Origin of the sequence: Streptomyces sp. CA-250714, assembly GCF_050936705.1 — a bacterium.
GTDB lineage: Bacteria > Actinomycetota > Actinomycetes > Streptomycetales > Streptomycetaceae > Streptomyces.
The window spans coordinates 3,366,418-3,389,279 of record NZ_JBNJMI010000002.1 but is presented as its reverse complement, the minus strand read 5'-3'; the positions used below and the strand labels follow the sequence as shown (position 1 = coordinate 3,389,279).

General features: G+C 71.9%; 18 protein-coding genes and 1 pseudogene. 15 read left to right on the top strand and 4 right to left on the bottom strand.

Annotated elements, in window-relative coordinates; genetic code table 11:
- Positions 1-40 precede the first annotated feature (40 nt).
- The 5 genes from ACQEU8_RS34000 (at position 41) to ACQEU8_RS33980 (ending at position 6,638) form a co-directional block, all read left to right on the top strand.
- A complete protein-coding gene (locus ACQEU8_RS34000; RefSeq protein WP_433108009.1) occupies positions 41-1,969 on the top strand; it encodes a biotin carboxylase N-terminal domain-containing protein in 1,929 nt (642 codons plus the stop codon).
- A gap of 32 nt (positions 1,970-2,001) precedes the next feature.
- Positions 2,002-3,162 (top strand): acyl-CoA dehydrogenase family protein, encoded by a 1,161-nt coding sequence (locus ACQEU8_RS33995; protein ID WP_433108007.1) that lies wholly within the window; start codon positions 2,002-2,004, stop codon positions 3,160-3,162.
- A complete protein-coding gene (locus ACQEU8_RS33990; RefSeq protein ID WP_433108005.1) occupies positions 3,162-4,118 on the top strand; it encodes an enoyl-CoA hydratase family protein in 957 nt (318 codons plus the stop codon). The genes ACQEU8_RS33995 and ACQEU8_RS33990 overlap by 1 nt, the downstream gene beginning before the upstream one ends.
- Positions 4,100-4,846: a TetR/AcrR family transcriptional regulator gene (locus ACQEU8_RS33985; RefSeq protein ID WP_433108003.1), complete on the top strand. Its 747-nt coding sequence runs from the start codon at positions 4,100-4,102 to the stop codon at positions 4,844-4,846. Before ACQEU8_RS33990 ends, ACQEU8_RS33985 begins: the two co-directional genes overlap by 19 nt.
- 262 nt (positions 4,847-5,108) lie before the next feature.
- Positions 5,109-6,638 (top strand): sodium:solute symporter family protein, encoded by a 1,530-nt coding sequence (locus ACQEU8_RS33980; protein WP_433108001.1) that lies wholly within the window; start codon positions 5,109-5,111, stop codon positions 6,636-6,638.
- A 48-nt stretch (positions 6,639-6,686) separates the two neighbouring features.
- Here the strand turns inward: ACQEU8_RS33980 and ACQEU8_RS33975 are convergent, their stop codons facing one another.
- Positions 6,687-7,157 carry an ATP-binding protein gene (locus ACQEU8_RS33975; protein ID WP_433107999.1) on the bottom strand — a complete coding sequence of 157 codons (471 nt, stop codon included), beginning with the start codon at positions 7,155-7,157 and terminating at the stop codon, positions 6,687-6,689.
- A gap of 176 nt (positions 7,158-7,333) precedes the next feature.
- On the opposite strand from ACQEU8_RS33975, the gene ACQEU8_RS33970 reads away from it, so the two are divergent.
- Positions 7,334-8,236 (top strand): helix-turn-helix domain-containing protein, encoded by a 903-nt coding sequence (locus tag ACQEU8_RS33970; RefSeq protein WP_433107997.1) that lies wholly within the window; start codon positions 7,334-7,336, stop codon positions 8,234-8,236.
- Positions 8,233-8,445: a DUF397 domain-containing protein gene (locus ACQEU8_RS33965; protein ID WP_433107995.1), complete on the top strand. Its 213-nt coding sequence runs from the start codon at positions 8,233-8,235 to the stop codon at positions 8,443-8,445. The genes ACQEU8_RS33970 and ACQEU8_RS33965 overlap by 4 nt, the downstream gene beginning before the upstream one ends.
- Positions 8,446-8,602: 157 nt before the next feature.
- Here ACQEU8_RS33965 and ACQEU8_RS33960 read toward each other — a convergent pair whose 3' ends face one another.
- A complete protein-coding gene (locus ACQEU8_RS33960) occupies positions 8,603-9,694 on the bottom strand; it encodes a citrate synthase 2 (protein WP_433107993.1) in 1,092 nt (363 codons plus the stop codon).
- Positions 9,695-10,234: 540 nt separating this feature from the next.
- Between ACQEU8_RS33960 and pdxH the strand changes: the two genes are divergently transcribed.
- A complete protein-coding gene (pdxH, locus tag ACQEU8_RS33955) occupies positions 10,235-10,861 on the top strand; it encodes a pyridoxamine 5'-phosphate oxidase (RefSeq protein WP_433108919.1) in 627 nt (208 codons plus the stop codon).
- Between the two features lie 572 nt (positions 10,862-11,433).
- Positions 11,434-12,903, top strand: a complete 1,470-nt coding sequence (locus tag ACQEU8_RS33950) for a PAS domain-containing protein (RefSeq protein ID WP_433108917.1) — start codon at positions 11,434-11,436, stop codon at positions 12,901-12,903.
- Between the two features lie 28 nt (positions 12,904-12,931).
- Here the strand turns inward: ACQEU8_RS33950 and ACQEU8_RS33945 are convergent, their stop codons facing one another.
- Positions 12,932-13,735 (bottom strand): SIS domain-containing protein, encoded by an 804-nt coding sequence (locus tag ACQEU8_RS33945; RefSeq protein WP_433107991.1) that lies wholly within the window; start codon positions 13,733-13,735, stop codon positions 12,932-12,934.
- Positions 13,736-13,947: 212 nt separating this feature from the next.
- Between ACQEU8_RS33945 and ACQEU8_RS33940 the strand changes: the two genes are divergently transcribed.
- On the top strand, positions 13,948-14,643 hold the full coding sequence (locus ACQEU8_RS33940; RefSeq protein WP_433107990.1) for a metal-dependent transcriptional regulator: 696 nt from the start codon (positions 13,948-13,950) through the stop codon (positions 14,641-14,643).
- A gap of 718 nt (positions 14,644-15,361) precedes the next feature.
- Complete coding sequence (locus ACQEU8_RS33935; RefSeq protein WP_433107988.1) at positions 15,362-16,321, top strand: alpha/beta fold hydrolase; 960 nt, start codon at positions 15,362-15,364, stop codon at positions 16,319-16,321.
- 367 nt (positions 16,322-16,688) lie between these two features.
- Here the strand turns inward: ACQEU8_RS33935 and ACQEU8_RS33930 are convergent.
- A pseudogene (locus ACQEU8_RS33930) lies at positions 16,689-17,378 on the bottom strand (bifunctional DNA primase/polymerase); the annotation flags it as partial.
- Between the two features lie 300 nt (positions 17,379-17,678).
- Here ACQEU8_RS33930 and ACQEU8_RS33925 point away from each other — a divergent pair.
- From ACQEU8_RS33925 to purU, 4 genes are all read left to right on the top strand, one after another.
- Positions 17,679-19,070 carry a transcriptional regulator gene (locus ACQEU8_RS33925; protein ID WP_433107986.1) on the top strand — a complete coding sequence of 464 codons (1,392 nt, stop codon included), beginning with the start codon at positions 17,679-17,681 and terminating at the stop codon, positions 19,068-19,070.
- Positions 19,071-19,296: 226 nt separating this feature from the next.
- Entirely contained in the window at positions 19,297-21,306 is a 2,010-nt protein-coding gene (locus ACQEU8_RS33920) for a hypothetical protein (RefSeq protein ID WP_433107984.1), read from the top strand.
- 90 nt (positions 21,307-21,396) lie between these two features.
- Complete coding sequence (locus ACQEU8_RS33915) at positions 21,397-21,897, top strand: SCO4402 family protein (protein ID WP_433107982.1); 501 nt, start codon at positions 21,397-21,399, stop codon at positions 21,895-21,897.
- A 51-nt stretch (positions 21,898-21,948) separates the two neighbouring features.
- A complete protein-coding gene (gene purU, locus ACQEU8_RS33910) occupies positions 21,949-22,857 on the top strand; it encodes a formyltetrahydrofolate deformylase (protein WP_433107980.1) in 909 nt (302 codons plus the stop codon).
- Positions 22,858-22,862 lie beyond the last annotated feature (5 nt).

Genomic DNA, 22,862 nt, shown 5'->3' with positions numbered 1-22,862 from the left:
ACCGCACAGCCGGAGAGGGAGCCCGGAGAGGGAGCAGCGAATGATCCGATCCATCCTGGTCGCCAACCGCGGAGAGATCGCCCGGCGTATCTTCCGCACCTGCCGCGAACTGGGTATCGCCACCGTCGCCGTGCACTCCGACGCCGACGCGGGGGCGCCGCATGTGCGCGAGGCCGACGCCGCCGTACGGCTGCCGGGCAGCGCACCCGGCGACACCTATCTGCGCGGCGACCTCGTCGTCGAGGCAGCGCTCGCCGCCGGGGCCGACGCCGTACACCCCGGCTACGGCTTCCTCTCCGAGAACGCCGAATTCGCCCGCGCCGTCCAGGACGCCGGGCTGGTGTGGATCGGCCCGCCGCCCGCCGCGGTCGAGACCATGGCATCCAAGACAGCCGCCAAGAAACTGCTCGCCGAGGCCGGGGTGCCGCTGCCGGCGGCCCTGGACCCGGAGGAGATCCGCGAGACCGACCTGCCCGTCCTGGTCAAGGCCGCGGCGGGCGGCGGCGGACGTGGCATGCGTGTCGTACGCGAACTCGCCGCGCTGGAGGGCGAACTCGCCGCGGCACGCGCCGAGGCCGCCGCCGCATTCGGGGACGGCGAGGTCTTCATCGAGCCGTACATCGAGCGCGGCCGGCACGTCGAGGTGCAGGTGCTCGCCGACGCGCACGGCACCGTATGGGCGCTGGGCACCCGGGACTGCTCCCTCCAGCGGCGCCACCAGAAGGTCGTCGAGGAGGCCCCGGCGCCGGGGCTGAGCGGCGAGGTGCTGCGCACCCTGGAGGACGCCGCCGTGGCCGCGGCCCGTGCCGTCGACTACGAGGGCGCGGGCACCGTCGAGTTCCTCGTCACGGCCGAGGGCCGGCCCTTCTTCCTGGAGATGAACACCCGCCTCCAGGTCGAGCACCCGGTGACCGAGTGCGTGTACGGCGTGGATCTGGTCGCGCACCAGATCTCGATTGCCGAGGGCGCCCCGCTGCCCTCCGGTGGCCCGCCGCCCGCGAGCGGCCACGCCGTGGAGGCCCGCCTCTACGCGGAGGACCCGGCACGCGACTGGCAGCCGCAGACGGGGCGGCTGTGGCGGCTCGACGTACCCGGCGACGTCCGGGTGGACGCCGGGGTCGCGGACGGCAGCGAGATCGGGATCCACTACGACCCGATGCTCGCCAAGGTCATCGCCTGGGCGCCGACGCGGGACGCCGCCGTACGGAAGCTGGCCCGCGCCCTGGAACTGGCCTCGGTGCACGGGCCGGTCACCAATCGGGACCTGCTGGTGCGGTCGCTGCGCCACCCCGACTTCCGCGGGGCCCGCCTGGACACCGGGTTCTACGAGCGGAACCTCGCGGAGCTGACCGCCCCCGACCCCGCCGGGTCACCGGACGGCGCCGGCTACGCGGCGCTGGCCGCCGCACTGGCCGCGGCGGTACGGGACGCGCCGCGACGGCCGCGGGTCGCAGCGCGGGTGGGCGGCTGGCGCAACGTGCCTTCGGCGCCTGCGAGTCGCCGGTACATCGATGAGCGTGGGGCCGCGCACGAGGTGCGGTACGTGTGGGGGCGGGACGGCGTTGCTCCCGAGCCCTCCGCGTATCCCGGGGTGCGGGCCGTCGCCGTCCGGGCGGACGGGGTCGTGCTGGAGGTGGGAGGGGTACGGCGGCGATTTCCGGTCGCCGCCTATGGCGACCGCGTCTTCGCCGATCGCCATGGTTTCACGGCGCAGCCGCGGTTGGTGGAGCCCGGCCGCGCCGCCACCCCCGGATCGCTGCTCGCTCCCATGCCGGGCACCGTCGTCCGGCTGGGGGAGGGCGTCAGCGAGGGCGCCGAAGTCGTCGCGGGGCAGCCGCTGTTGTGGCTGGAGGCCATGAAGATGGAGCACCGCGTGGTGGCTCCCGTCGATGGAAAGGTCGCCGCCTTGCCCGTTGTCGTGGGGCAACAGGTCGACGTCGGCACCCTGCTCGCGGTGGTCACCCCATGAGGGCGCCCACAACCAATCACAGGGAGACGGACATGACCGCGGAAACCGAAGAACAGACCGCACTCCGCACCTCAGTGGCCGCCCTCGGCAAACGCTACGGCCGCGAATACTTCGCAGAGGTGGTGAGCGAGGGCCGGCACACGGACGCGCTCTGGGCGGAAGCCGCGGAACTCGGCTACCTCGGCGTCAACCTCCCCGAGGAGTACGGCGGCGGCGGTGCCGGAATCCAGGAACTCTCCATCGTGCTGGAAGAGCTCGGCGCAGTCGGCTGCCCCCTCCTCATGCTGGTCGTCTCACCGGCGATCTGCGGCACGGTCATAGCCCGCTTCGGCACGGAGCAGCAGAAACAGGCTTGGCTCCCCGGGCTGGCGAACGGCACCCGCAAGATGGCGTTCGGCATCACGGAACCGGACGCCGGCTCCAACTCGCACCGCATCACGACGACGGCCCGGCGGGACCCGGCCACCGGCGAGTGGCTGCTGACCGGCCGGAAGGTCTTCATCTCGGGCGTCGACATCGCGGACGCGACCCTGATCGTGGGCCGCACGGAGGACGCCCGCACCGGGAAACTCAAACCGTGCCTGTTCATCGTCCCCCGCGACGCGGACGGCTTCTCCCGCAACCGGATCGACATGGAGATCAACGCGCCGGAGAAGCAGTTCGAACTCGTACTGGACGAGGTACGCCTCCCTCCCGACGCACTCGTCGGCGACGAGGACGCGGGGCTCCTCCAACTCTTCGCGGGGCTCAACCCGGAACGCATCATGACGGCGGCGTTCGCACTCGGAATGGCGCGCTACGCGATCGGGCAGGCGCTGGACTACGCGCGAACCCGGCAGGTGTGGAAGGAACCGATCGGCGCGCATCAGGCAATCGCACACCCGCTCGCGCAGGCGCACATCGAGGTGGAATGCGCCCGGCTGATGACACAGAAGGCGGCCCGGCTGTACGACGCGGGCGACGACGTCGGCGCGGGTGAGGCGGCGAACATGGCCAAATACGCGGCGGGGGAGGCGTGTGTACGCGCCGTCGACCAGTCGGTGCACACACTCGGCGGCAACGGCCTCACCCGCGAGTACGGGCTGGCGGGGCTGATCACCGCGTCACGGGTGGCGCGTATCGCCCCGGTGAGCAGGGAGATGATCCTCAACTACATCTCCCACCAGACCCTCGGTCTCCCGAAGTCCTACTGATGGCGGCCCCGGAGAAAGTGCTCGCCACCGACACCGCGGCCGGCATCCGGACCCTCACCCTCGATTCCCCGCACAACCGCAACGCGCTGTCCGCGCGGATGGTCGACGACCTGTACGCAGCGCTGGCCCGGGCCGAGACGGACGACTCCGTACGCGCGGTGTTGCTCACGCATACGGGCAACACGTTCTGCGCCGGAGCGGATTTGAGTGAGGCCGGCGCAGCTACTGGCCACGGGGCTGCCCCTGGCCGACGTTCGCAGGCTGCGGGTTCGTCGCGGTTGCGCGCGCAGTTCCCCGCGCCCCTGAAACGGAACCCGCGAAGCTTGGGCAGTCTGCGCTTGGGGGTACCCCCTGCTCGAAGAGCTTGGGGGAGCAGGGTGGGCAAGCGCAGCCCTCGCGCGGGGTACGCAGGAGCTGAGGGGCAAGCCCTCGCCCTCGCACAACTGTTGCGCCGCATCGTCGCCCTCCCCAAGCCAGTCGTCGCCCGCGTCACCGGGCACGTCCGCGCGGGCGGCACCGGACTACTGGCGGCCTGCGACATCTCCATCGCGGGCCCAGGGGCAACGTTCGCGTTCACGGAGGCCAGAATCGGCGTGGCTCCGGCCGTCATCTCCATGCCGGTGCTGCCCCGCACGGACCCCCGCGCGATGGCGCGCTACTACCTCACCGGCGAGCGGTTCGGCCCTCAGGAGGCGGCCCGTATCGGCCTGGTGACGCTGGCCGCCGACGACCTGGACGAGGCCCTGGCCCCCGTACTCGACGGGCTGCGCCAGGGCTCCCCGCAGGGGCTGGCGGAGTCGAAGCGGCTGGTCACCCGGGAGGTGCTGGCCGCGTTCGACCGCGACACCGATACGCTCGCCGAACTGTCCGCGCGGCTGTTCGCGTCGGACGAGGCCCGCGAGGGCATGACGGCCTTCCTCGAACGACGGGAGCCCGAATGGGCAGTGCGGCAGTAACCCGCGGCAGCGCGGCAGGCACCGGCGGCGGCGCGGGAGCAACCCGCGGCAGCGCGGCAGGCACCGGCGGCGGCTCGGCAGCAACGCGCGGCGGCGCGGCCGGAACCCGCAACGGCTCGGCAGCAACGCGCGGCGGCGCGGCCGGCACCCGTGGCGCGGCCCCCAAGCAGGACCGCAGCCGGGCCACCCGGCAGCGCCTGCTGGAGTCCGCGGTGACGTGCCTGGCCGAGCACGGCTGGTCGGGCAGCACGGTGACGGTGGTCGCCGAGCACGCGGGTGTCTCGCGGGGCGCGGCCCAGCACCATTTCCCCACCCGCGAGGACCTGTTCACGGCTGCGGTCGAGTACGTCGCGGAGGAGCGCTCACGGGCCCTGCGCGAGCTGCCGACACCGGCCTCCACGCATGCCGCCGTCGAGACGCTGGTCGGGCTGTACACCGGCCCGCTCTTCCGGGCCGCCCTGCATCTGTGGGTCGCCGCGTCCAACGAGCCGCAGCTGGGCCCCCGGGTGACCGCGTTGGAGGCCCGGATCGGTCGGGAGACACACCGGATGGCGGTCGAGCTGCTGGGCGTCGACGAACGCGGGCCCGGCGTACGGGAGACCGTGCAGGGCCTGCTGGACATGGCGCGCGGCCTCGGCCTCGCCAATCTGCTGACCGACGACAGCGCGCGGCGCGAGCGGGTCGTCGCGCAGTGGGCCCGACTGCTGGAGGGCACGCTGCGCGACTGACGTTCGCCGCGACTGAATGTCCGGCCGCGCCAACGGCACTTGGGCCGCGACGGCACTTCGGCCGCGACGGAACTTCTCTCTGTCAGCCCCGCTGATTCACATTCATCGACATGGATGTGAACTGGCGGGGCTCTGCTACGCGTTCGGCCGTGTCCGCAGTCTTGACGCTCCTATAGGCCACTTCTAGGGTGACGCTCGTTCAGCGATCTGGCACGTGTTCATCTACATGAATTGATTGAACGAACCGAACCAGGGAGCCGCCATGTCCGGACTGGACTGGGGAGTTGTCGGTGCGTACTTCTTCGTGATGCTGGCGATCGGCCTGTACTCCACCCGCCGGATCGACAACGTCGCCGACTTCTTCACCGCGCGCGGCCGTATCCCCTGGTGGCTGTCGGGGATCTCGCACCACATGTCCGGCTACAGCGCCATCATGTTCGTCACCTTCGCCGCCGTCGCCTACGACTACGGCGTCACCGTCTACTTCTGGTGGCCGCTGACCATCGGGATCGGCGTCGGCGTCGGTGCCTTCCTGTTCGCACCCCGCTGGAACCGGCTGCGTGCCAAGCACGGCGTCAACTCCCCGCTGGAGTATCTGGCGGTGCGCTACAACCTGCCCACCCAGCAGGTGCTCGCCTACAGCGGCGCCGCGCTCAAGGTCGTCGACATCGCGGCCAAGTGGGTCGCCATCGCCGTACTGTTGCAGGGCTTCGCCGACATACCGCTCGCCTGGGGCATCACCCTCACCGGCGTCTGCACCATGATCTACATGGCCTTCGGCGGGCTGTGGGCAGACGTCCTCACCGACTTCGGTCAGTTCGTCATCCAGTTCGTGGCGGGCATCGCCATGCTGGTGGCCGTCATGGCGCAGCTGGACGGCGTCTCGACGCTGTGGACCATGTGGGGCGATCTGCCGGCCGGACACTCCGACCCGGTGGCGGGCCCGGTCACCACGACCCTGATCCTGGCGTTCCTGCTGGTCAAAACGTTCGAGTACAACGGCGGCATGTGGAACCTCGCCCAGCGCTACATGGCCGCGCCCTCCGGTTCCCGGGCGAAGAAGTCCGCGCTGCTCTCCAGCGCACTGTGGCTGGTCTGGCCGTTGGTCCTCTTCCTCCCGATGATCGCCGCGCCGCTGATCGTGCCGGACATCGCGAACGGCGAGGAGTCCTACATCCGGCTCGCCCAGGAACTTCTGCCGACCGGCATGATCGGACTGCTGATGGCCGGGTTCTTCTCCCACACCATGGCCATGGTCGCCTCCGACTCCAACGTCATCACCGCGGTCATCACCCGCGACCTGGCCCCGGTACTGGTGCGCCGGGTACGCACCCTGGGCGAGAGCGCTCAGCTCCTCTTCGCCCGCATCACGACGGTCGCCTTCGTCACCTTCAGCATGGGCTTCGCCCTCTTCTCCGACCCCGACGGCTTCATCATGACCGTCGTCGTCAGCATCGTCGCCGCCACCATGGGCCCCATCTCCATCCCCCTGATGCTCGGCCTCCTCCCCTGGTTCAAACGCCACGGCTCCCTCGCCGCGATCGCCTCCTGGGCGGGCGGCATCACCGTCTGGTCCATCCTCTACTGGGGCGTCGACGACGCCACCGAACCCATGACGGTAGGCCTCCCCCTCCTCACCTCCCTCGCGCTCTACATCACCATCGGCCTCCTCCACCCCGTGGAAACGACCGCGAGCAACGCCCTGGTCGACTCCCTAGCCGAAGACCCCCAGGCGGAGGTCCAGCCGACGACGCCCGAAGCCCCCACCCTGCCCCCGCTGGAACTCCGTTGACATACGCGGGCGGGGAGGCGGCCGCCGCCAAGTCGAGCCTCCGGCCCTTCACACAGGCAGATCCAGCTCCGCCCACAGCGTCTTGGTGATGCGGTCGTTCACACGGTTTCCCCAGCGGTCGGCCAGGGCGTCCACCAGCAGTAGTCCGCGGCCTGACTCCTCATCGGTGGCCGACGGCCGGGGCGGTCCCGGCGGCAGGGGCTTGTCCGCCCGGGCGTCGGTGACCTCCACCCGCAGTCGCCTGCAGGGCGCCGGCCCGCTCAGCGTCAGGCACAGCTGGAAGTCGCGGCCGATGTTGCCGCAGTGTCGTACGGCGTTCGCCGCGAGCTCCGCCACGATCAGCGCTGCCGTGTGCGAGGGGGTGCTGCGGTACGGCACAGCGCGCTCGTCCAGCCATTGCGTCGCGAGCAGCCGCGCGAGCCGTGCCCCGCGCCGGGTGGAACTGAGCTGCACCGTGAACGTGGCCACCGGCGCCTGGGGTGGCTCGGGTTGGCGAATTTCCTGCGTTTGCGGATTCATAGCGTGACCGTCGCGCTACGCGCATACCGTGGCCAGGTCAGGAGCGCGTTCCCCGGCCACGGGTACGGCGGAGTACGCCTCCTGCGCGGGGATGTACGGGCCGCACGCCGTGACCACGCCACGGCGAACGGCGTTGAGGCAGAGACCCGTTGAGGGCGCACAAGGACGTGAAGCGTATGACCAGCGCGAACGGAAACCAACCGACCGATCGCAAGAAGGACGGCCGTGCCGTCCCCTCCCCCCGCACGGCGGACACCGCCCACCAGCGCAAACGCGAGGACGACCGCCCCGGCATCTGGGTCGGCTACGGCAAGTTGCTGCGCAAGTTCCGCCTCGCGGCGGGGTATTCGCAGGAAGCCCTTGCCCCGCTCCTCGGCTACTCGGCGGAACAGGTCGCCTCCGTCGAGCAGGGCCGCCGCCCCGCGAAGGCCCCCTTCACGGAAGCCGCGGAGCGCGTCCTGGACGCGGGCGACGTCCTGTCCACCCTCCAGGAGGAGGTCGACTTCGCGAAGCTGCCCGCGTTCTTCCGGGACTTCGTGCTGTTGGAGATGGAGGCTGTCAGTCGGTTCGATTACGACCCGCTGCTGATTCCGGGCTTGTTGCAGACGGAGGGGTATGCGCGGGCTGTGTTCGAGGGGCACGTTCCGGTGCTCGACGAGGAAGCCATCGAGGACAGCGTCGATGCTCGACTGAGCAGGCAGAAGATTCTCACCAAGAACCCGCCGGTGGACTTCTCCTTCTTGATCGGAGAAGCGGCGCTACGCCAGGAGCTGGGCGGACCGGAGACGATGAGGGAGCAGTGCCGACACCTGCTGGCCACCGGCAAGCTCCGCAACGTGGCGATTCAGGTCGTGCCGACCGGCGGCGGATTCCACACCGGCCTGAACGGCGGCTTTGTGCTCGTGGAGACCTCCGAGCACCAGCAGTACGGCTACTTCGAATCGCAGGGAATCGGTCATGTCGTCAGTGACGCCAAACATGTGAGCACCTTCGCTCTGCGGTATGGCAAGCTGCGATCACAGGCGCTGAACATTGAGGATTCAGCGGCCTTCATCCGGCAGTTGGCAGGGGAACGATGACGAACGAGCAGGAGGCAGCCCGGCTCCACGAGCTGCCCTGGCACAAGAGCAGCTACAGCGGCTCGGACGGCGGCAACTGTGTGGAGGTCGCGCACACCGTCGCCACCGTTCATGTCCGCGACTCGAAGGACCAGCGCGGCCCCATCCTCTCCGTACCGACCGGTCGGTGGGCGGACTTCATCGCGTTCGCCGGGCGCTCCTGGCGCTGAGCCCGCGAAGAGGGCGGGGCAATCTTGCCCCGCCCTCCCGTCTGTTCTGGCCAGGAGGCTGCCCCTGCCTGGTGACTGCAGACTGCGGGTGTGTCTTGGCTGAGCGCGCAGTTCCCCGCGCCCCAGACGGGGCGCGTCTCCCGTTGGCGCTTGCCCGTCAGCCCGTGTAGCCGTCCACCTCGCGGGGGTTGCGCGGGCCGGGGCCCACATAGCGGGCCGAGGGGCGGACCAGGCGGCCCGTTCGCTTCTGCTCCAGGATGTGGGCCGACCAGCCCGCGGTACGGGCACACGTGAACATCGAGGTGAACATGTGGGCCGGGACCTCGGCGAAGTCCAGGACGATGGCGGCCCAGAACTCGACGTTGGTCTCCAGCACCCGGTCGGGCCGCCGGGCACGCAGCTCCGCGAGGGCGGCCTTCTCCAGCGCCAGGGCGACCTCGTAACGGGGGGCGCCCAGCTCCTTGGCCGTACGACGAAGAACGCGGGCGCGCGGGTCCTCGGCGCGGTAGACGCGGTGGCCGAAGCCCATCAGCCGCTCTCCGCGGTCGAGCTGGCGCTTCACGTACGCGTCGGCGTCGCCGGTGCGCTCGATCTCCTCGATCATGCCGAGGACCCGGGAGGGGGCGCCGCCGTGCAGCGGGCCCGACATGGCACCCACCGCGCCGGAGAGCGCCGCCGCGACGTCCGCGCCGGTGGAGGCGATGACCCGGGCTGTGAAGGTGGAGGCGTTCATGCCGTGCTCGGCGGCGGAGGTCCAGTACGCGTCGACGGCGGCCACGTGCTTGGGGTCGGGCTCGCCCCGCCAGCGGCGCATGAAGCGCTCGACCACGGTGTCGGCCTTGTCGATCTCCTTCTGCGGCACCATCGGCAGCCCCTGGCCGCGGGCGGACTGCGCGACGTACGACAGGGCCATGACGGCGGCCCGGGCCAGATCGTCACGGGCGGTCTGCTCGTCGATGTCGAGCAGGGGTTTGAGGCCCCAGACGGGCGCGAGCATCGCGAGCGCCGATTGGACGTCTACCCGGATGTCCCCGGAGTGCACCGGGATGGGGAACGGTTCGGCGGGCGGCAGTCCGGGGTTGAAGCCGCCGTCCACCAGCAGGCCCCACACGCTGCCGAACGACACCTGGCCGACCAGGTCCTCGATGTCCACGCCGCGGTAGCGGAGCGAGCCGCCTTCCTTGTCGGGTTCGGCGATCTCCGTCTCGAACGCGACGACTCCCTCGAGTCCGGGTACGAAGTCGGACATCTGGCGGCTCCCTCGTAAAGCGTCGTCAGAGCTGTGCTGACGGCGGAACGACCTGCTGGCGTGGGCTGCGCGGGGCAGCGTGGTCTGCGGTGCATGCTGCGCATGCGGTGTGAGCGCGGCGAACGGTTCCGCTGCCGGCTTCTCGCGGCTCACGGACCGGGCCGTCACCTCGGTCATGCCCGCCCCGGTCGGTGGTCACGCTCCGCTGCCTGTGGCCTGGAGCACGCTGTCGGGCGGAGCGGCAACGATAGCTGTTGGTGTGCGGCTGCCACAGCTCCCGGGGCAGGATTCTGGCGGTTCCAGCACCTGCGCGGGAAGGTGAGATGAGGCACAGCGGCCGATTCCGGGCCCTCAGGTGTGCCGGGGGTGTCCACCGGGCAGACTGTCCGACCGCGGCCCGGGCGGATGCTGCAAGATAGCGGCGTGCCTCACGCTGATGACGTTGACGACGCTGCTGCCGCCCCTGCCGGAACCGCCAACGCCGGCGATGCCGCCGACGCGACCGACACCACGGCCTCGACCACCCTCGACCCCGCCGCGATGCGGGCCCACTACCGGGACGAAGGACTCAGCGAGAGCGAACTGGCGCCCGACCCGTTCGCCCAGTTCGCGCTCTGGTTCGCCCAGGCGACCGCCAGCGGGCTGCACGAGCCCAACGCCATGGTCTGCTCCACCGCCGACGAGCGAGGCCGTCCCAGCTCCCGCACCGTACTGCTCAAGCGCTACGACGAGCGCGGCTTCGTCTTCTTCACCAACTACGGCTCCCGCAAGGGCCGGGAGATCGAGGCGAACCCGTACGTCTCGCTGCTCTTCCCCTGGCACGGCATCGCCCGCCAAGTGATCATCTCCGGCACAGCGGAACGCACCGGGCGCGACGAGACGGCCGCCTACTTCCGCACCCGCCCGCACGGCTCGCAGCTCGGCGCCTGGGCGAGCGAGCAGTCCTCGCGGGTTGCCTCCAGGGAAGAGCTGGACCGGCTGTACGCACAGCTGGCGGAGCGCTATCCGGAGGGCGAGGACGTCCCGGCCCCTGCCCAGTGGGGCGGCTACCGGGTCCGCCCGGAGACGGTCGAGTTCTGGCAGGGCCGCGAGAACCGCCTCCACGACCGGCTTCGCTACCGCCGCACGGACAGCGGCCGCTGGGAAATCGAGCGCCTCTGCCCGTAGGGGGAGACGCGCCCCGTTAGGGGCGCGGGGAACTGCTCCCCCAGCCTCCGGCCGGGAGGTGCCCCCAGCAACCACAAAGCACCCGCAGCCCGGAAACAAAGAGCAACCCAACAGAACGGCCCGTGGGCGACTCCCTCCGCAAAGGCGGACGGCGTCGGTCGGACGAGTCCGACGAGCCCACGGGCCGGGTGACTGCTGTGGATTGGCCGGCGAACCGGCGTCACGCTAGTGGCGTCGGCCTCAGGCCGCAGCCACCTCACACGTCCGGTGATTGATCATCAGCCGGATCACCTCCCTTCCTGTGTGCCCCACACCGTAGGCACCGCTCTGGTGGGCGGCAAACGAATTTCGGGGCGACAACGATTTCGGGGAACTCGCTGTGGGGTGTGTCACGTTCGAGTTGAATGATCCGTACACACGTCGTGGCGCTGAGCGACGGGCACGGCAACAGACGGGCGCAGCAACAAGGGGGTGCCGAGGTGGCGGCTCGATCCGAGACTCACTCCGCGTCGTCCTCGGACGGTGACGGCGGTCCTGACGACGAACTCCTGCTGGCCGCGCTGCTCGACGGCATGGACGCCGCGTTGTGCGCCTTCGACGCCGACGGCGTGGTCACCCACTGGAACCGCGAGGCCGAGCGGATGCTGGGCTGGACGCAGGAGGAGGCCGTCGGCCGCAAGGGACTGGCGGGCTGGGCGGTGCGCCCTGCCGACGCCGAAGAGGTCGAGGGCCGGCTGTTCGACGCCATGCGTGCGCCCGGCCGCCAGGTCCACGAGTTCGCGCTGCTGACCAAGGACGGCGGGCGGGTGCTGGTGCGTATCCAGTCCTCCGGCGTCAGCGGCGCCGACGGCCGTCCGCAGGGTGTCTACTGCGCGTTCAGCGAGGTGCACGCACAGATCGACCTGGAGCGCTGCATCGCGCTGAGTGAGGCGCTGCTGGAGGACGCCTCCTGGGGCGTCGTCCTGGTGGACGCCGATCTGCGGCCCACCGTCACCAACGCGTACGCGGCGCGGGCCTTCCGCGTCCCCGCCCGCGCCGCCATGCTCGGCCGTCCCCTGGGCGAACTGCTGGAGCAGGGCATGGAGGAGCTGGAAGGCGCGCTCCAGCACGTACTCGGCGAGGGAGCGCCACCCGCGCCCGCCGAGCTCTGGGTCACCCTGCGCCGGCAGGGCGACCGTATGACCGCGGGCCGGGACAGCACCGAAGCGGGCCGGAGCGGCGCCGACCGGGCGGGGGCCAGGGCGGGCGCCGACCGCGCGGACGCAGCCGCGGACAGGACCGAGGCGGCGGCTGACCCCACCGACTCGGCACGCCGCCGCTGCTGGCGCAGCGGCTTCCTGCGGCTGTCCTCGCCGCTGGCCGAGGAACCCGTGCCGCTGGGCGTCGCCTGGCTCTTCCAGGACGTCACGGCGGAGAAGCAGGCCGAGCGGGAAGCGGCCCGGCTGCGCTTCCGCGACGGCCAGCTGCACCGCGCGGCGCGTGCCGCGGCCGAGTGCGCCGACCCGATGGAGGCCGCCTGCCTCCACCTGGAGTTCGCGCTGGCCGGGTTCGCCGACCACGCGCTGCTGGACCTGGTCGCCGAGCCGGGGCCCGAGCCCTCGCGCACCCGTGACACCTCGCTGGACGCGCTGCCGCCCCGCGACCCGCGGCTGGTGCGGGCCGCGCTGGCCCCCGCCGCCGACCGCGGCCGGCCGCCGTTCATCGAGCCGGGCACCGCCAGCGGCATCCCCGTCGCCTACCCGGAGGGGCATCCGGCGCTCCAGGCCTACCAGCGCTGCACCTCCGTACGGGCCAGCGGCGGCGAGCAGCGCGGCCCGGAGGCCGTGGAGTGGGCGCGGACCCGCAAGTGGCCGCAGGGCACCGTGCACGGGCTGTGCACGGTGCTGCGCTCCCGGGGCCGTTCGCTCGGCGTCGTCACCTTCCTGCGGGACGCGGGCCGCCGCCCCTTCGACCGCGAGGACGCGGACTACGCGGAGCAGATCGCCGCCCATGTCGCGGCGGCGGCCGACCTGGCGGGCGCGCTGGAGAAGGAGCAGCCGTAGCCGGTGGCGACGGCACCGGGCGGTGCGGTCAGCGGTAGAAGATCCGGTCCGCGTACTCGTCCATGACGCGCGCGTTCCAGTCGTGCCCCCCGTCCACGTTCCCCGAGCGCAGCATGGGGGGCTCGACCCCCCGGCGGGCCAACTCGCCCGTGGCGGTGGCGACGATCGCCTGCATCACCGCGCTGGTCACCACCGTGGACGCGGGCGCGAACGGCGCTCCCACACCCTCGGCGGTCAGTTCGGCGTCACCGACGGCGATACGGCTGTCGACGACGATGTCGCAGTGGTCCTTGAGGAAGGTGCCGGTGGTGTGCCGCGAGCTGGTCTGTGCGGCGTACGCGACCGAGGTGATGCCGACGACCTTGACGCCGCGAGCCCGGGCGTTGAGCGCGAGCTCCACGGGAAGCTCGTTGCGGCCGGAGAGGGAGATGATGATCAGCACGTCGCCCGCGCGGACCGGGCTGGAGTCGAGCGCGGCCGCCGCCAGCCCGGAGACCCGCTCCAGCGCGCTGCCGAGCGTTGCGGGACGGACATTGACTCCGACGGCGCCGGGGACGTTGAGGAGGTTCATCACCGCGAGCCCGCCCGCCCGGTAGACGGTGTCCTGCGCCGGGAGGGAGGAGTGGCCCGCGCCGAAGGCGAAGATCCGGCCGCCCTCGCTGATCGTCTCGGCGAGCAGCTTGCCCGCCGCCTCGATCGCGGCCGCCTCACCGTCCCTGACCTCCTCCAGCAGCCGGACGGCCGCGTCGAAGAAGTCCTCGGCCGGCGTCCTCTCCGCCTTCTCGGCCCCTTCGGCCTTCTCCTCGGCTCTTTCCACGGCCTGCTCGCCCATCGCGCGCCCTTCGCGTCCGTCACTGGGGATCCGGGGTTCCGCCCCGGTTCCGTTCCGTAGTCCGGCGCTCACGTTGAGGTCTGGACCATTCCGCTGTCAACCGTCAGGTGACCGCCGCCGACAGCGGCTCGCGGCCTGGGCGGCGCGGTTGTCAGCGGGATGCGTCAGAATTGCATCCAGGGCCACCGCACGAGCTGACTAGGGGCTACGCAATGTCAGGACTCATCGACACCACGGAGATGTATCTCCGCACCATCCTGGAGCTCGAGGAAGAAGGTGTGGTCCCGATGCGTGCCCGCATCGCCGAGCGCCTGGACCAGAGCGGACCGACGGTCAGCCAGACCGTGGCCCGGATGGAGCGGGACGGGCTGGTGACGGTCGCCGGGGACCGCCACCTGGAGCTGACGGAAGAGGGCAGGCAGCTGGCCACGCGCGTGATGCGCAAGCACAGGCTGGCCGAGTGTCTGCTGGTCGACGTCATCGGCCTGGAGTGGGAGCAGGTGCACGCGGAGGCGTGCCGCTGGGAGCATGTGATGAGCGAGGCGGTCGAGCGCCGCGTGCTGGATCTGCTGCGGCACCCCACCGAGTCGCCCTACGGCAACCCGATCCCGGGCCTGGAGGAGCTGGGCGAGAAGGCGGAGGCCGACCCGTTCCTGGACGAGGGCCTCGTCAGCCTCAACGACCTGGAGACCGGCGGCGACGGCAAGACGGTCGTGGTCCGCAGGATCGGCGAGCCGATCCAGATGGACGCCCAGCTGATGTACACGCTGCGCCGCGCGGGCGTACAGCCGGGCGCAGTCGTCAGCGTCAACGCGGGCTCCGCAGGCGGCGTCCAGGTGGGCAGCAGCGGCGAGGCCGCGGAACTGGGCACGGAGGTCGCCGCCCACGTCTTCGTCGCCAAGCGCTGACGCCCGCGTACGTGGGGGAGCGGGCGCCCCGAAGGGGCGCGGGGAACTGCGCGAGAAGTCACGACGCGCCCGCGCCCGGGCAACTCGCGCACCCCAACGGCCGGCTGCCGTCACCGCAAGTGGCTGCCGCACTGCAAGAGCCAAGTGGCTGGCCGCACCGCAAGAGAGGCGGAGCTTCCGCACGCGGGGGCCGCAACACGCGGGGCCCGCAACACGCGGCTGGGCCGCGAAGGGCGGCCGGCCCGCAAAGGGCGCACGCGGCGCATGAGGGGGAACGCTCCCGGCGCTACAAGAACGCACCGCGCCCATCGCCGACCGCCCCAGCGGGTGGGCATCTTCCCAAATTCTTCCGGTCGTACCAGAGTTGCCCGAACATGAGCGGCCGTGTGTGTGCCGTGCGACGCTGTCGCTGGCGGAAGGGGAGCCATCGATGCTGTGTTCCGCGGGCCCCGCGCCGCCCCGGGCGGGGCGGTTGAGCAGCCGGGGCTCCGGTGCCTTCGGCCGCCGGAGCCCCGCCTCCCCATGTCCCCCCGCGGCAACCCGGAGCCCCGAGCTCTCAGGGTCTGCCGCCCTCCCGGTTCCTGTCTCCCCCGAGGGACGACAGGCAACCCCGCAGCCGTGTCACTCGAAGGTGGGGTATTCGCCGTGAGGCCCGGCTGTTCGAATAAAGGTTCGATAGTCTGACGCGGCGGTCACAGGAGTGGGGGTGTCACGACGCATGGTGCGACGGATCGATGTGACGGGGGCGGACGGAATCCGGCTGGCGGCCTGGGAGTTCGCCGACCCGCCCAAGGCCGGCCCCGAGGCCCTGGCCGGTGCCGCCGCGCCGGGCGTGACGGGCGGGGTGGGTGGGAAGCGCCGGGCCCCTGGCGCCGGCCAGGACCCGGAGACGCCGCGCCGCAAACCGCCGGGCGTGCTTTTACTGCACGGACTGATGGGCCGCGCCTCGCACTGGGCGGGCACGGCCCGTTGGCTCACCGACCGCTACCGCGCTGTCGCCCTCGACCAGCGCGGCCACGGCCGCAGCGGCAAACCGGGCGAGGGCCGCTATGACCGGGAGGCGTACGTCGCCGACGCGGAGGCCGCGCTCGAACAGCTGGAGTTGGCCCCGGTGGCGCTGGTCGGCCACGCCATGGGCGCGCTGACCGCCTGGCAACTCGCCGCCAAGCGCCCCGATCTCGTCCAGGCCCTGGTGATCAGCGATATGCGGGCCTCGGCGCTCGGCGAGCAGTCGCAGCGTGAGTGGGAGGAGTGGTTCAAGTCCTGGCCCGTCCCTTTCGCGACCCTCGCGGACGTCCGTAGATGGTTCGGTGAGGACGACCCCTCGCTGGAGCGTTCCCGGCCCTCGCGCGGTGAGTTCTTCGCCGAGGTGATGACCGAGGGGGAGGACGGCTGGCGGCCCGTGTTCTCGCCGGAGGTGATGATGCGGGTCCGCGAGGGGTGGGTGTACGACGCGCACTGGGACGAGTTGGCCCAGGTCCGCTGCCCCACTCTCGTGGTCCGCGGCCTCGACGGCGAGTTGGGCCGCGCCGAGGCCCAGGAGATGGTGCGGGTGCTGCCACGCGGTATCTACGCGGAAGTGACCGAGGCCGGACACCTGATCCACTACGACCAGCCCGAGGACTGGCGCCGCGTCGTGGAACCTTTCCTCCAAGCCGCGCTCCCCGCCGGCACCTGACCTGGGGGCGCGCCCCGTAAGGGGCGCGGGGAACTGCGCGACCAGCCACAACAAACCCGCAGCCCGCGGGCGCCGGACAGGGGCACCCCCTCACCGGAACAACGGAGAAGGCGCGTCAACATCCGCCGGACACGCCCTGGTTCGCCGCCCATCAACTGCCCGCTCACCGCCCCGTTCGTGGCGCCCGCCGTACCGTCCCGGCTGCTCCGCGCGGGCTTCCAGGCACACCCTGTGCCGGCCTTCCCGGGCCGGGGGCCCTGCTCACCGGCGGCATCCGGCCGGGGCCCGCCCCGGGGCCCGGCCCTGGCACCGGCGCGGCGGGCGCCGCCGGGGTGCGCGGGGCGCTCGTCGCGGCGCGTGGGCCGATGGCGGCTTCGCGGCCGCAGGCGTAGGCGAGGGTGGGGAGCAGTTCGTCGGCGTCCGGGAGCCAGCGGTTGGCGGCGTTGGGCTCACGCGCCCATTGGACGGCTCCGCGGGTGCCCAGCCGGGTGGGCGGGGCGGCCACCCAGTCGCCCGCGCCCTTGGTCCGCAGGTCCAGTGTGGTGGGGGACCAGCCCAGGCGGCGCAGGGTGGCGGGAACCTTGGTGGCGACGCCGGGGAGGACGAAGAAGAGCATCCGGCCGTCCGGGGTGCAGGTGACCGGGCCCAGCGGCTGGTCCATCCGCTCCAGCCGGGCGAGCGCCAGACAGCCCACGGCCTCCGAGACCTCCAGCGCGTCGAAGGCCCGGCCGGTCGGCAGCAGGACGGCGGCGCGCGGCTCGGTCGCCCACAACTGGCGCACAGTCGTCGCGCTCCCCGTCGTCTCGTCCGCCCAGCGTGCGCGGGCGGGGTGTGCGCCGGGCGCGGGGCAGGCGGGCTCGCCGCAGGCGCAGCGCGGGACGCCGTCCACCGTCTCCAGCCAGGTGCCGGGAAAGACGTCCCAGGCCCGCTCCTGGGTGTAGCGCACCGCGTGTTCGAGGGGCGGTGCGGATGGCGCGGCCGGTGTCGTCCGCTGTCGGGGAAGGCGCGTGTTCGTGGTCGCTCCAGAGGTAAAGGTGATGGTCTCTTCCACGACCATCACAACTTTCGTCCCTCGGAGGGGTTACGGGGGCGGAACGGGGCGGGTCGAGGCGCGACGGCGCATGCGACGGCCGTGCCCTCGCTGTTCCCGCAGCCCAGGGGTCAGCCCGCGCTCGGAACGGCGCATGGGGGCATGTGTAGGGGCGCGTGCACAGAAGAGCGGTCTTGGGTGGGTAGTCCCTCTCCGGTGCATTGCGCGGTGAAGGGAGGGGTTTGCCGGGGATCACGGGCATATGCACCGATCAAGGAGCAGTGATCAAGCCGGGTCCGCACCACGGAAACCACTGAGGGGGATCGCATGGCCGCCAGGCCGCTCGTCGCGAGGCAGCCCAACGAAAGGCTGCAAGCGCTCATCCAGGAAGCCGGGTGCTCCAACGCGGGTCTCGCCCGCCGTGTCAACATGTGCGGCGCCGAGCACGGACTGGATCTGCGCTACGACAAGACCTCCGTCGCGCGCTGGCTGCGCGGGCAGCAGCCGCGCGGGCGTGCCCCCGGCATCATCGCCGAGGCCCTCGGCCGCAAGCTGGGCCGTACGGTGACGATCGACGAGATCGGCATGGCCAACGGCAAGAACCTGGCCTCCGGGGTGGGCCTCCAGTTCGCCCCCACCGTCGTCGGCGCCGTCGAGCAGGTCTGCGAACTGTGGCGCAGCGACGTCGGCCGCAGGGACTTCCTGACCGGCTCGACCGTGGCCGCCTCAGCGCTGGTCGAGCCGAGCCGGGACTGGCTGATCACCCAGCCCGACCACCAGGTCGCCCGCTCCTCCGGAGCCCGGGTGGGCACCGCGGACGTGGCGGCCGTACAGGCGATGACCGAGGCGCTCTCCGAGCTCGACCACCGCTACGGCAGCGGCCACATCCGGCCCGTGGTGGTGCACTACCTCAACAGCGTCGTCTCCGGACTGCTCGCCGGCTCCTACCAGGAGGCGGTCGGCCGGTCGCTGTTCGCCACCGTCGCCCGGCTGACGGAACTGGCGGGCTACATGGCCGTGGACACCGGCCAGCACGGGCTGGCCCAGCGCTACTACATCCAGTCCCTGCGGCTGGCCCAGGCGGCCGGGGACCGTGCGTACGGCGGCTATGTGCTCGCCGCCGGGATGAGCCATCTGGCCGCTTCGCTGGGAAACCCGCGCGAGATCGCACAGTTGGCGCGTGCCGCGCAGGAGGGGGCGCGCGGGCGGGTGACACCGCGTGTGGAGGCGATGTTCCACGCCGCGGAGGCGCGCGGGCACGCGCTGATGGGGGACGCGCGCGCCTGTCAGGGCGCCGTCAGCCGGGCCACGACGGCGATGGACGGCGCCGACGCGGCAGCCGACTCGGGTGACGACCCGCCCTGGATCGCCCACTTCGACCGTGCCTACCTCGCGGATGAGTTCGCCCACTGCCACCGCGACCTGGGCCAGGCCGAGAGCGCGGCAGCACGCGCGGAGGAAGCCGTCACAGGGCATCCGGAGGGACGGGCGCGACGGCGTGCGATCGGACTGTTCCTGCTGGCGGACGCACAGGTGCAGCAGCGCGAGGTGGAACGTGCCTGCCATACCGCCGGGCAGGCGGCGCAGCTGCTCGCCGGGCTGCGCTCGGACCGGGGTGCGGAGTATCTGGACGACTTCCGGCAGCGGCTGGAGCCCTACCGGGACGAGCCCGTGGTGCGTGAGTTCCACGAGAGTCTGGAGCCGGCCGCGGTGGCGTGAGGTGCCTGAGCTGTCACCTGTGTGCTGTCGATGCGCTGCCGCGTGTGATGGCTGCGAGGGCTGTGTGAGTGGCTGTGCGATGTGCGGCGTACGCCCCCTTCTGGGCGCTTCATGGCGACATCAGGTGAAGGAAGGGTGTCCGCACATCTGGGTGCGTGGTCCCCCGTTGGTGTGACCCGGTAGCGTGAGCCGACGCTTCCGCTAGCCATGCGAACGAGGAGTCTCGGTGACAACGCACAACGGACGCGGACAGGACGGGACTTCCGGCTCCGCCGGTGACCCCCTGCCCGCCTCCACGACCCCGTACGAGGGTGTCGTGCTGCCTGCCAACGGCGACCCTTGGACTCCTCAGCAGCAGCGCCAGGCCGAACGCGAGCGCGTACGGCCGCCCGCCGGGCAGCCATGGGGCGAGCCCTGGGGCCCCGGCTCCGAGGCGGCCCGCGGCACCCCGGAGAGTGGCGCCCCGGAGGGTTCCCCCGGCTACTGGGGTGCCCCGCCGGAGGAGGCCCCCGGCGGATCGCTGCCCCTGCCGCCGGAGGGCGCCCCGGCCCTCCCCCGGACTCCGCCCGGGGGGACCTCCCCGCATCCGCCGTCACCGCCCGACGCGGGACCGCTGCCCCCGGCCACCCCTCCGGGCGCGATGCCGCTTCCCGACAGCCCCGGCGCTCAGCAGCGTCCGGGGGCGATGCCGCTGCCGGACGGTCCGGGCGCGATGCCGTCCGGCAGTCCTGGGTACGGGCAGCCGGGCGGGGGTCTGCCGGAGCCGTACGGGACGTCCTCGGCGGGCGGCTCCCACGCGCTGCCGCCACAGCAGCCGCAGCCGTCGTCAGGTGCCTCGGGTGGTTCCGGGCGGCACGCGATGCCGGCCCCACCTGCTGCGCCGCCCGCCCCACCCGCTGCCCCGCCCGTGCCGCCCGCCGCCCCGCCGCAGGGGGCGGCGCCGGGCGGGGTCGGTGACAGCGACGCCACCCAGATGCTGCCGCCTTTCCCGACGAGTCAGCCGTCCTCCGGTGGCTCCGTCGGCGCGGAGGACGGCACTCAGATGTTGCCGCCGCAGCAGCCCGCCGGGCCGACGGGCGGTGGTGCGGACAGCGAGGCCACGCAGTATCTGCCTCCCGTCGCGGGCGGTGTGGACAGCGACTCCGAGGCGACCCAGATGCTTCCGCCCATGACCGGCGCGGGCGGCGCGACCGGTGCCGCCGCACCCGGCGTCGCCGGTACCGGAGGGCCGGGCGCCGGGGAGCCGGGTGCGCGGCGCCCGCTGCCGGAGTTCGACAACCTCTTCAGGTCCGATTCCCCGCGTCCCACGGGCCCCGGGCAGCGCGCGGCGGGCAGCGACGAACCGGGCTCCACACAGAGCCTGCCGATATTCGACCAGGCCGCGCAGCAGCAGGCCCCGCCGCGCGGCTACGGCTATCCGCAGCCCGGCGCCCAGCGTGGCGGCTACGGCTACCCCCAGCCCGGCGCCCAGCCCGGTGGCTACGGCTACCCGCAGCAGCCGCCGGGGCCCCAGAGCGGCGCCGGAGGCTATGGCTATCCGCAGCAGGGCTCCCAGCAGTACGAGCCGCGACCGGGCGGCCGGGCAGCGCGGCGCGATGCCGGCCGGGGGCGGCGCAAGACGCCTCCGTGGCTGCTGATCGGGGGCGGCATGGTGGGCGTCGCGTTGATCGGCCTCGTCGTCGGCCTCCTGCTCGCGAACGGCGGCGGCGAGGATTCCGACGGCGGCAAGCCGAAGGCGTCCAGCGCTCCCGCGGGGGAGAAGTCCTCCGCGGCGCCCGACCCGGCAGAGGGGCAGGCCAAGAAGCTGGACGCGCTGTTGGCCGACAGCAACAACAGCCGCTCCACGGTCGTCCGTTCCGTGCAGAACATCAGGGCCTGCAAAGCGCTGGGCAAGGCGGCGACCGACCTGCGGGCCGCGGCCAAGCAGCGCTCCGGGCTGGTGCGGCGGCTCGGCGAGCTGAAGACGGACCGGATCCCGCAGAGCGCGGCACTGAACTCCGCGCTCAAGAGTGCCTGGCGGTCCTCGGCCGCCGCGGACAGCCACTACGCGGCCTGGGCGGACCAGGTGGCGCGGAAGAAGGGCTGCCACAAGGGCAAGGCCAAGCACACTCAGCGGCTCGCCGCGGGCAACAGTGCCAGCGGCAAGGCGACCACCGCGAAGAAGAAGGCGGCGGCGCTGTGGAACCCGACGGCGAAGAAGTACGGCCTCACGGAGCGGCAGTTCAGCGCGCTGTGAGCGGGCCCCGCGTCAGGCTGTGAGCGGGCTCCGCGTCGGAGCGAGGCCCCACGCCGGGCACCCGGTGTGGGGAACGTATGGTCGGTAACCATGCAGCAAGCAGGTTCCGTGAAGTCTTCCCGACGTGGCCGTCGTTCCACCACCATAGGCGGCATGCCTGTCAACGACGTGCCTTGGTGGCGCTGGCGCAGCAATGTGCGCTCGGCGCTGCACATGCTCTCCGACCAGACCTTCCAGCACGAGTGCTGGCTGGCCGGACGCCCCGGATACGGCGATGTCACGGATGCCGTCTACCGTCTGGTCGAGGACACCTGGCTGGACAACTGGTCGGCGGAGAAGTACGTCGGAACGATCTTCCGGGACGCGCAGGAAGCCCAGCTCGTGGACGCGGCCGTGCTGCGGGTGCTGCGCATCATGCACCAGGTCGGCGCCGACGCCCCGGTCGCCTCGTACCTGGAACACCCGGCGTGGCCCGAGGCCGTACAGGCGGCGCGGGAGGCGCACGTACTGCTCGCCGGCAACGACGGGGAGGACCCGGACGAGCCGCCGCGCTCGCTGGAGGTCCTGGCGATCATGCTCAGGACGGTGTGACCGGGAGCACTGCGTGCGAGGCATCCGCCGCGATGTGCCAGTCTTGAGGCCATGAGCCAGTCGCACCCCGTCACCGACAGCCCTGCCGAAACCGCTGAAAAGGCTGAAAAAGAGCAGGCGGGTCAGTTCGTCCTCACCCTCTCGTGCCCGGACAACCAGGGCATCGTGCATGCCGTCTCCAGTTATCTGTTCATGACGGGCTGCAACATCGAGGACAGCCAGCAGTTCGGGGACCGCGACACCGGGCTCTTCTTCATGCGCGTCCACTTCACCGGCAACACCACCGTGGAGAAGCTGCGGGCGAGCTTCTCCGCCGTCGGCGACTCCTTCCGGATGGACTGGCAGATCCACCGGGCCGAGGAGAAGATGCGGGTCGTCCTCATGGTGAGCAAGTTCGGGCACTGCCTGAACGACCTGCTCTTCCGCTCCCGGATCGGCGCGCTCCCCATCGAGATCGTCGCCGTGGTCTCCAACCACACCGACTTCGCCGAGCTGGTCGCCTCCTACGACATCCCCTTCCATCACATCCCTGTGACGAAGGACACCAAGGCGGCGGCGGAGGAGCGGCTGCTGGAGCTGGTCGAGGCGGAGCAGGTCGAACTTGTCGTCCTCGCCCGCTATATGCAGGTCCTCTCCGACAATCTGTGCAAGCAGCTGTCCGGGCGGATCATCAACATCCACCACTCCTTCCTGCCGAGCTTCAAGGGCGCCAAGCCGTACCACCAGGCGCACGCGCGCGGCGTCAAGCTGATCGGCGCCACGGCGCACTATGTGACGGCCGACCTCGACGAGGGCCCGATCATCGAGCAGGAGGTCGAACGGGTCGGCCACGAGGTCACCCCCGAGCAGTTGGTCGCCGTCGGCCGGGACGTGGAGTGCCAGGCGCTGGCCCGCGCGGTGAAGTGGCACAGCGAGCACCGCGTGCTGCTCAACGGCCACCGCACCGTGGTGTTCGCCTGACCGAA

Excerpts from the sequence above, each read along its gene's own strand:
- purU (WP_433107980.1), top strand. The coding sequence starts at position 21,949 with ATGAGCCAGTCGCACCCCGTCACCGACAGCCCTGCCGAAACCGCTGAA.
- ACQEU8_RS33940 (WP_433107990.1), top strand. The coding sequence starts at position 13,948 with ATGTCAGGACTCATCGACACCACGGAGATGTATCTCCGCACCATCCTG.
- pdxH (WP_433108919.1), top strand. The coding sequence starts at position 10,235 with ATGCGGGCCCACTACCGGGACGAAGGACTCAGCGAGAGCGAACTGGCG.
- ACQEU8_RS33980 (WP_433108001.1), top strand. The coding sequence starts at position 5,109 with ATGTCCGGACTGGACTGGGGAGTTGTCGGTGCGTACTTCTTCGTGATG.
- ACQEU8_RS33945 (WP_433107991.1), bottom strand. The coding sequence starts at position 13,735 with ATGGGCGAGCAGGCCGTGGAAAGAGCCGAGGAGAAGGCCGAAGGGGCC.
- ACQEU8_RS33975 (WP_433107999.1), bottom strand. The coding sequence starts at position 7,157 with ATGAATCCGCAAACGCAGGAAATTCGCCAACCCGAGCCACCCCAGGCG.
- ACQEU8_RS33965 (WP_433107995.1), top strand. The coding sequence starts at position 8,233 with ATGACGAACGAGCAGGAGGCAGCCCGGCTCCACGAGCTGCCCTGGCAC.
- ACQEU8_RS33960 (WP_433107993.1), bottom strand. The coding sequence starts at position 9,694 with ATGTCCGACTTCGTACCCGGACTCGAGGGAGTCGTCGCGTTCGAGACG.
- ACQEU8_RS33985 (WP_433108003.1), top strand. The coding sequence starts at position 4,100 with ATGGGCAGTGCGGCAGTAACCCGCGGCAGCGCGGCAGGCACCGGCGGC.
- ACQEU8_RS33950 (WP_433108917.1), top strand. The coding sequence starts at position 11,434 with ATGGACGCCGCGTTGTGCGCCTTCGACGCCGACGGCGTGGTCACCCAC.
- ACQEU8_RS34000 (WP_433108009.1), top strand. The coding sequence starts at position 41 with ATGATCCGATCCATCCTGGTCGCCAACCGCGGAGAGATCGCCCGGCGT.
- ACQEU8_RS33915 (WP_433107982.1), top strand. The coding sequence starts at position 21,397 with ATGCAGCAAGCAGGTTCCGTGAAGTCTTCCCGACGTGGCCGTCGTTCC.
- ACQEU8_RS33995 (WP_433108007.1), top strand. The coding sequence starts at position 2,002 with ATGACCGCGGAAACCGAAGAACAGACCGCACTCCGCACCTCAGTGGCC.
- ACQEU8_RS33990 (WP_433108005.1), top strand. The coding sequence starts at position 3,162 with ATGGCGGCCCCGGAGAAAGTGCTCGCCACCGACACCGCGGCCGGCATC.
- ACQEU8_RS33970 (WP_433107997.1), top strand. The coding sequence starts at position 7,334 with ATGACCAGCGCGAACGGAAACCAACCGACCGATCGCAAGAAGGACGGC.
- ACQEU8_RS33935 (WP_433107988.1), top strand. The coding sequence starts at position 15,362 with ATGGTGCGACGGATCGATGTGACGGGGGCGGACGGAATCCGGCTGGCG.
- ACQEU8_RS33925 (WP_433107986.1), top strand. The coding sequence starts at position 17,679 with ATGGCCGCCAGGCCGCTCGTCGCGAGGCAGCCCAACGAAAGGCTGCAA.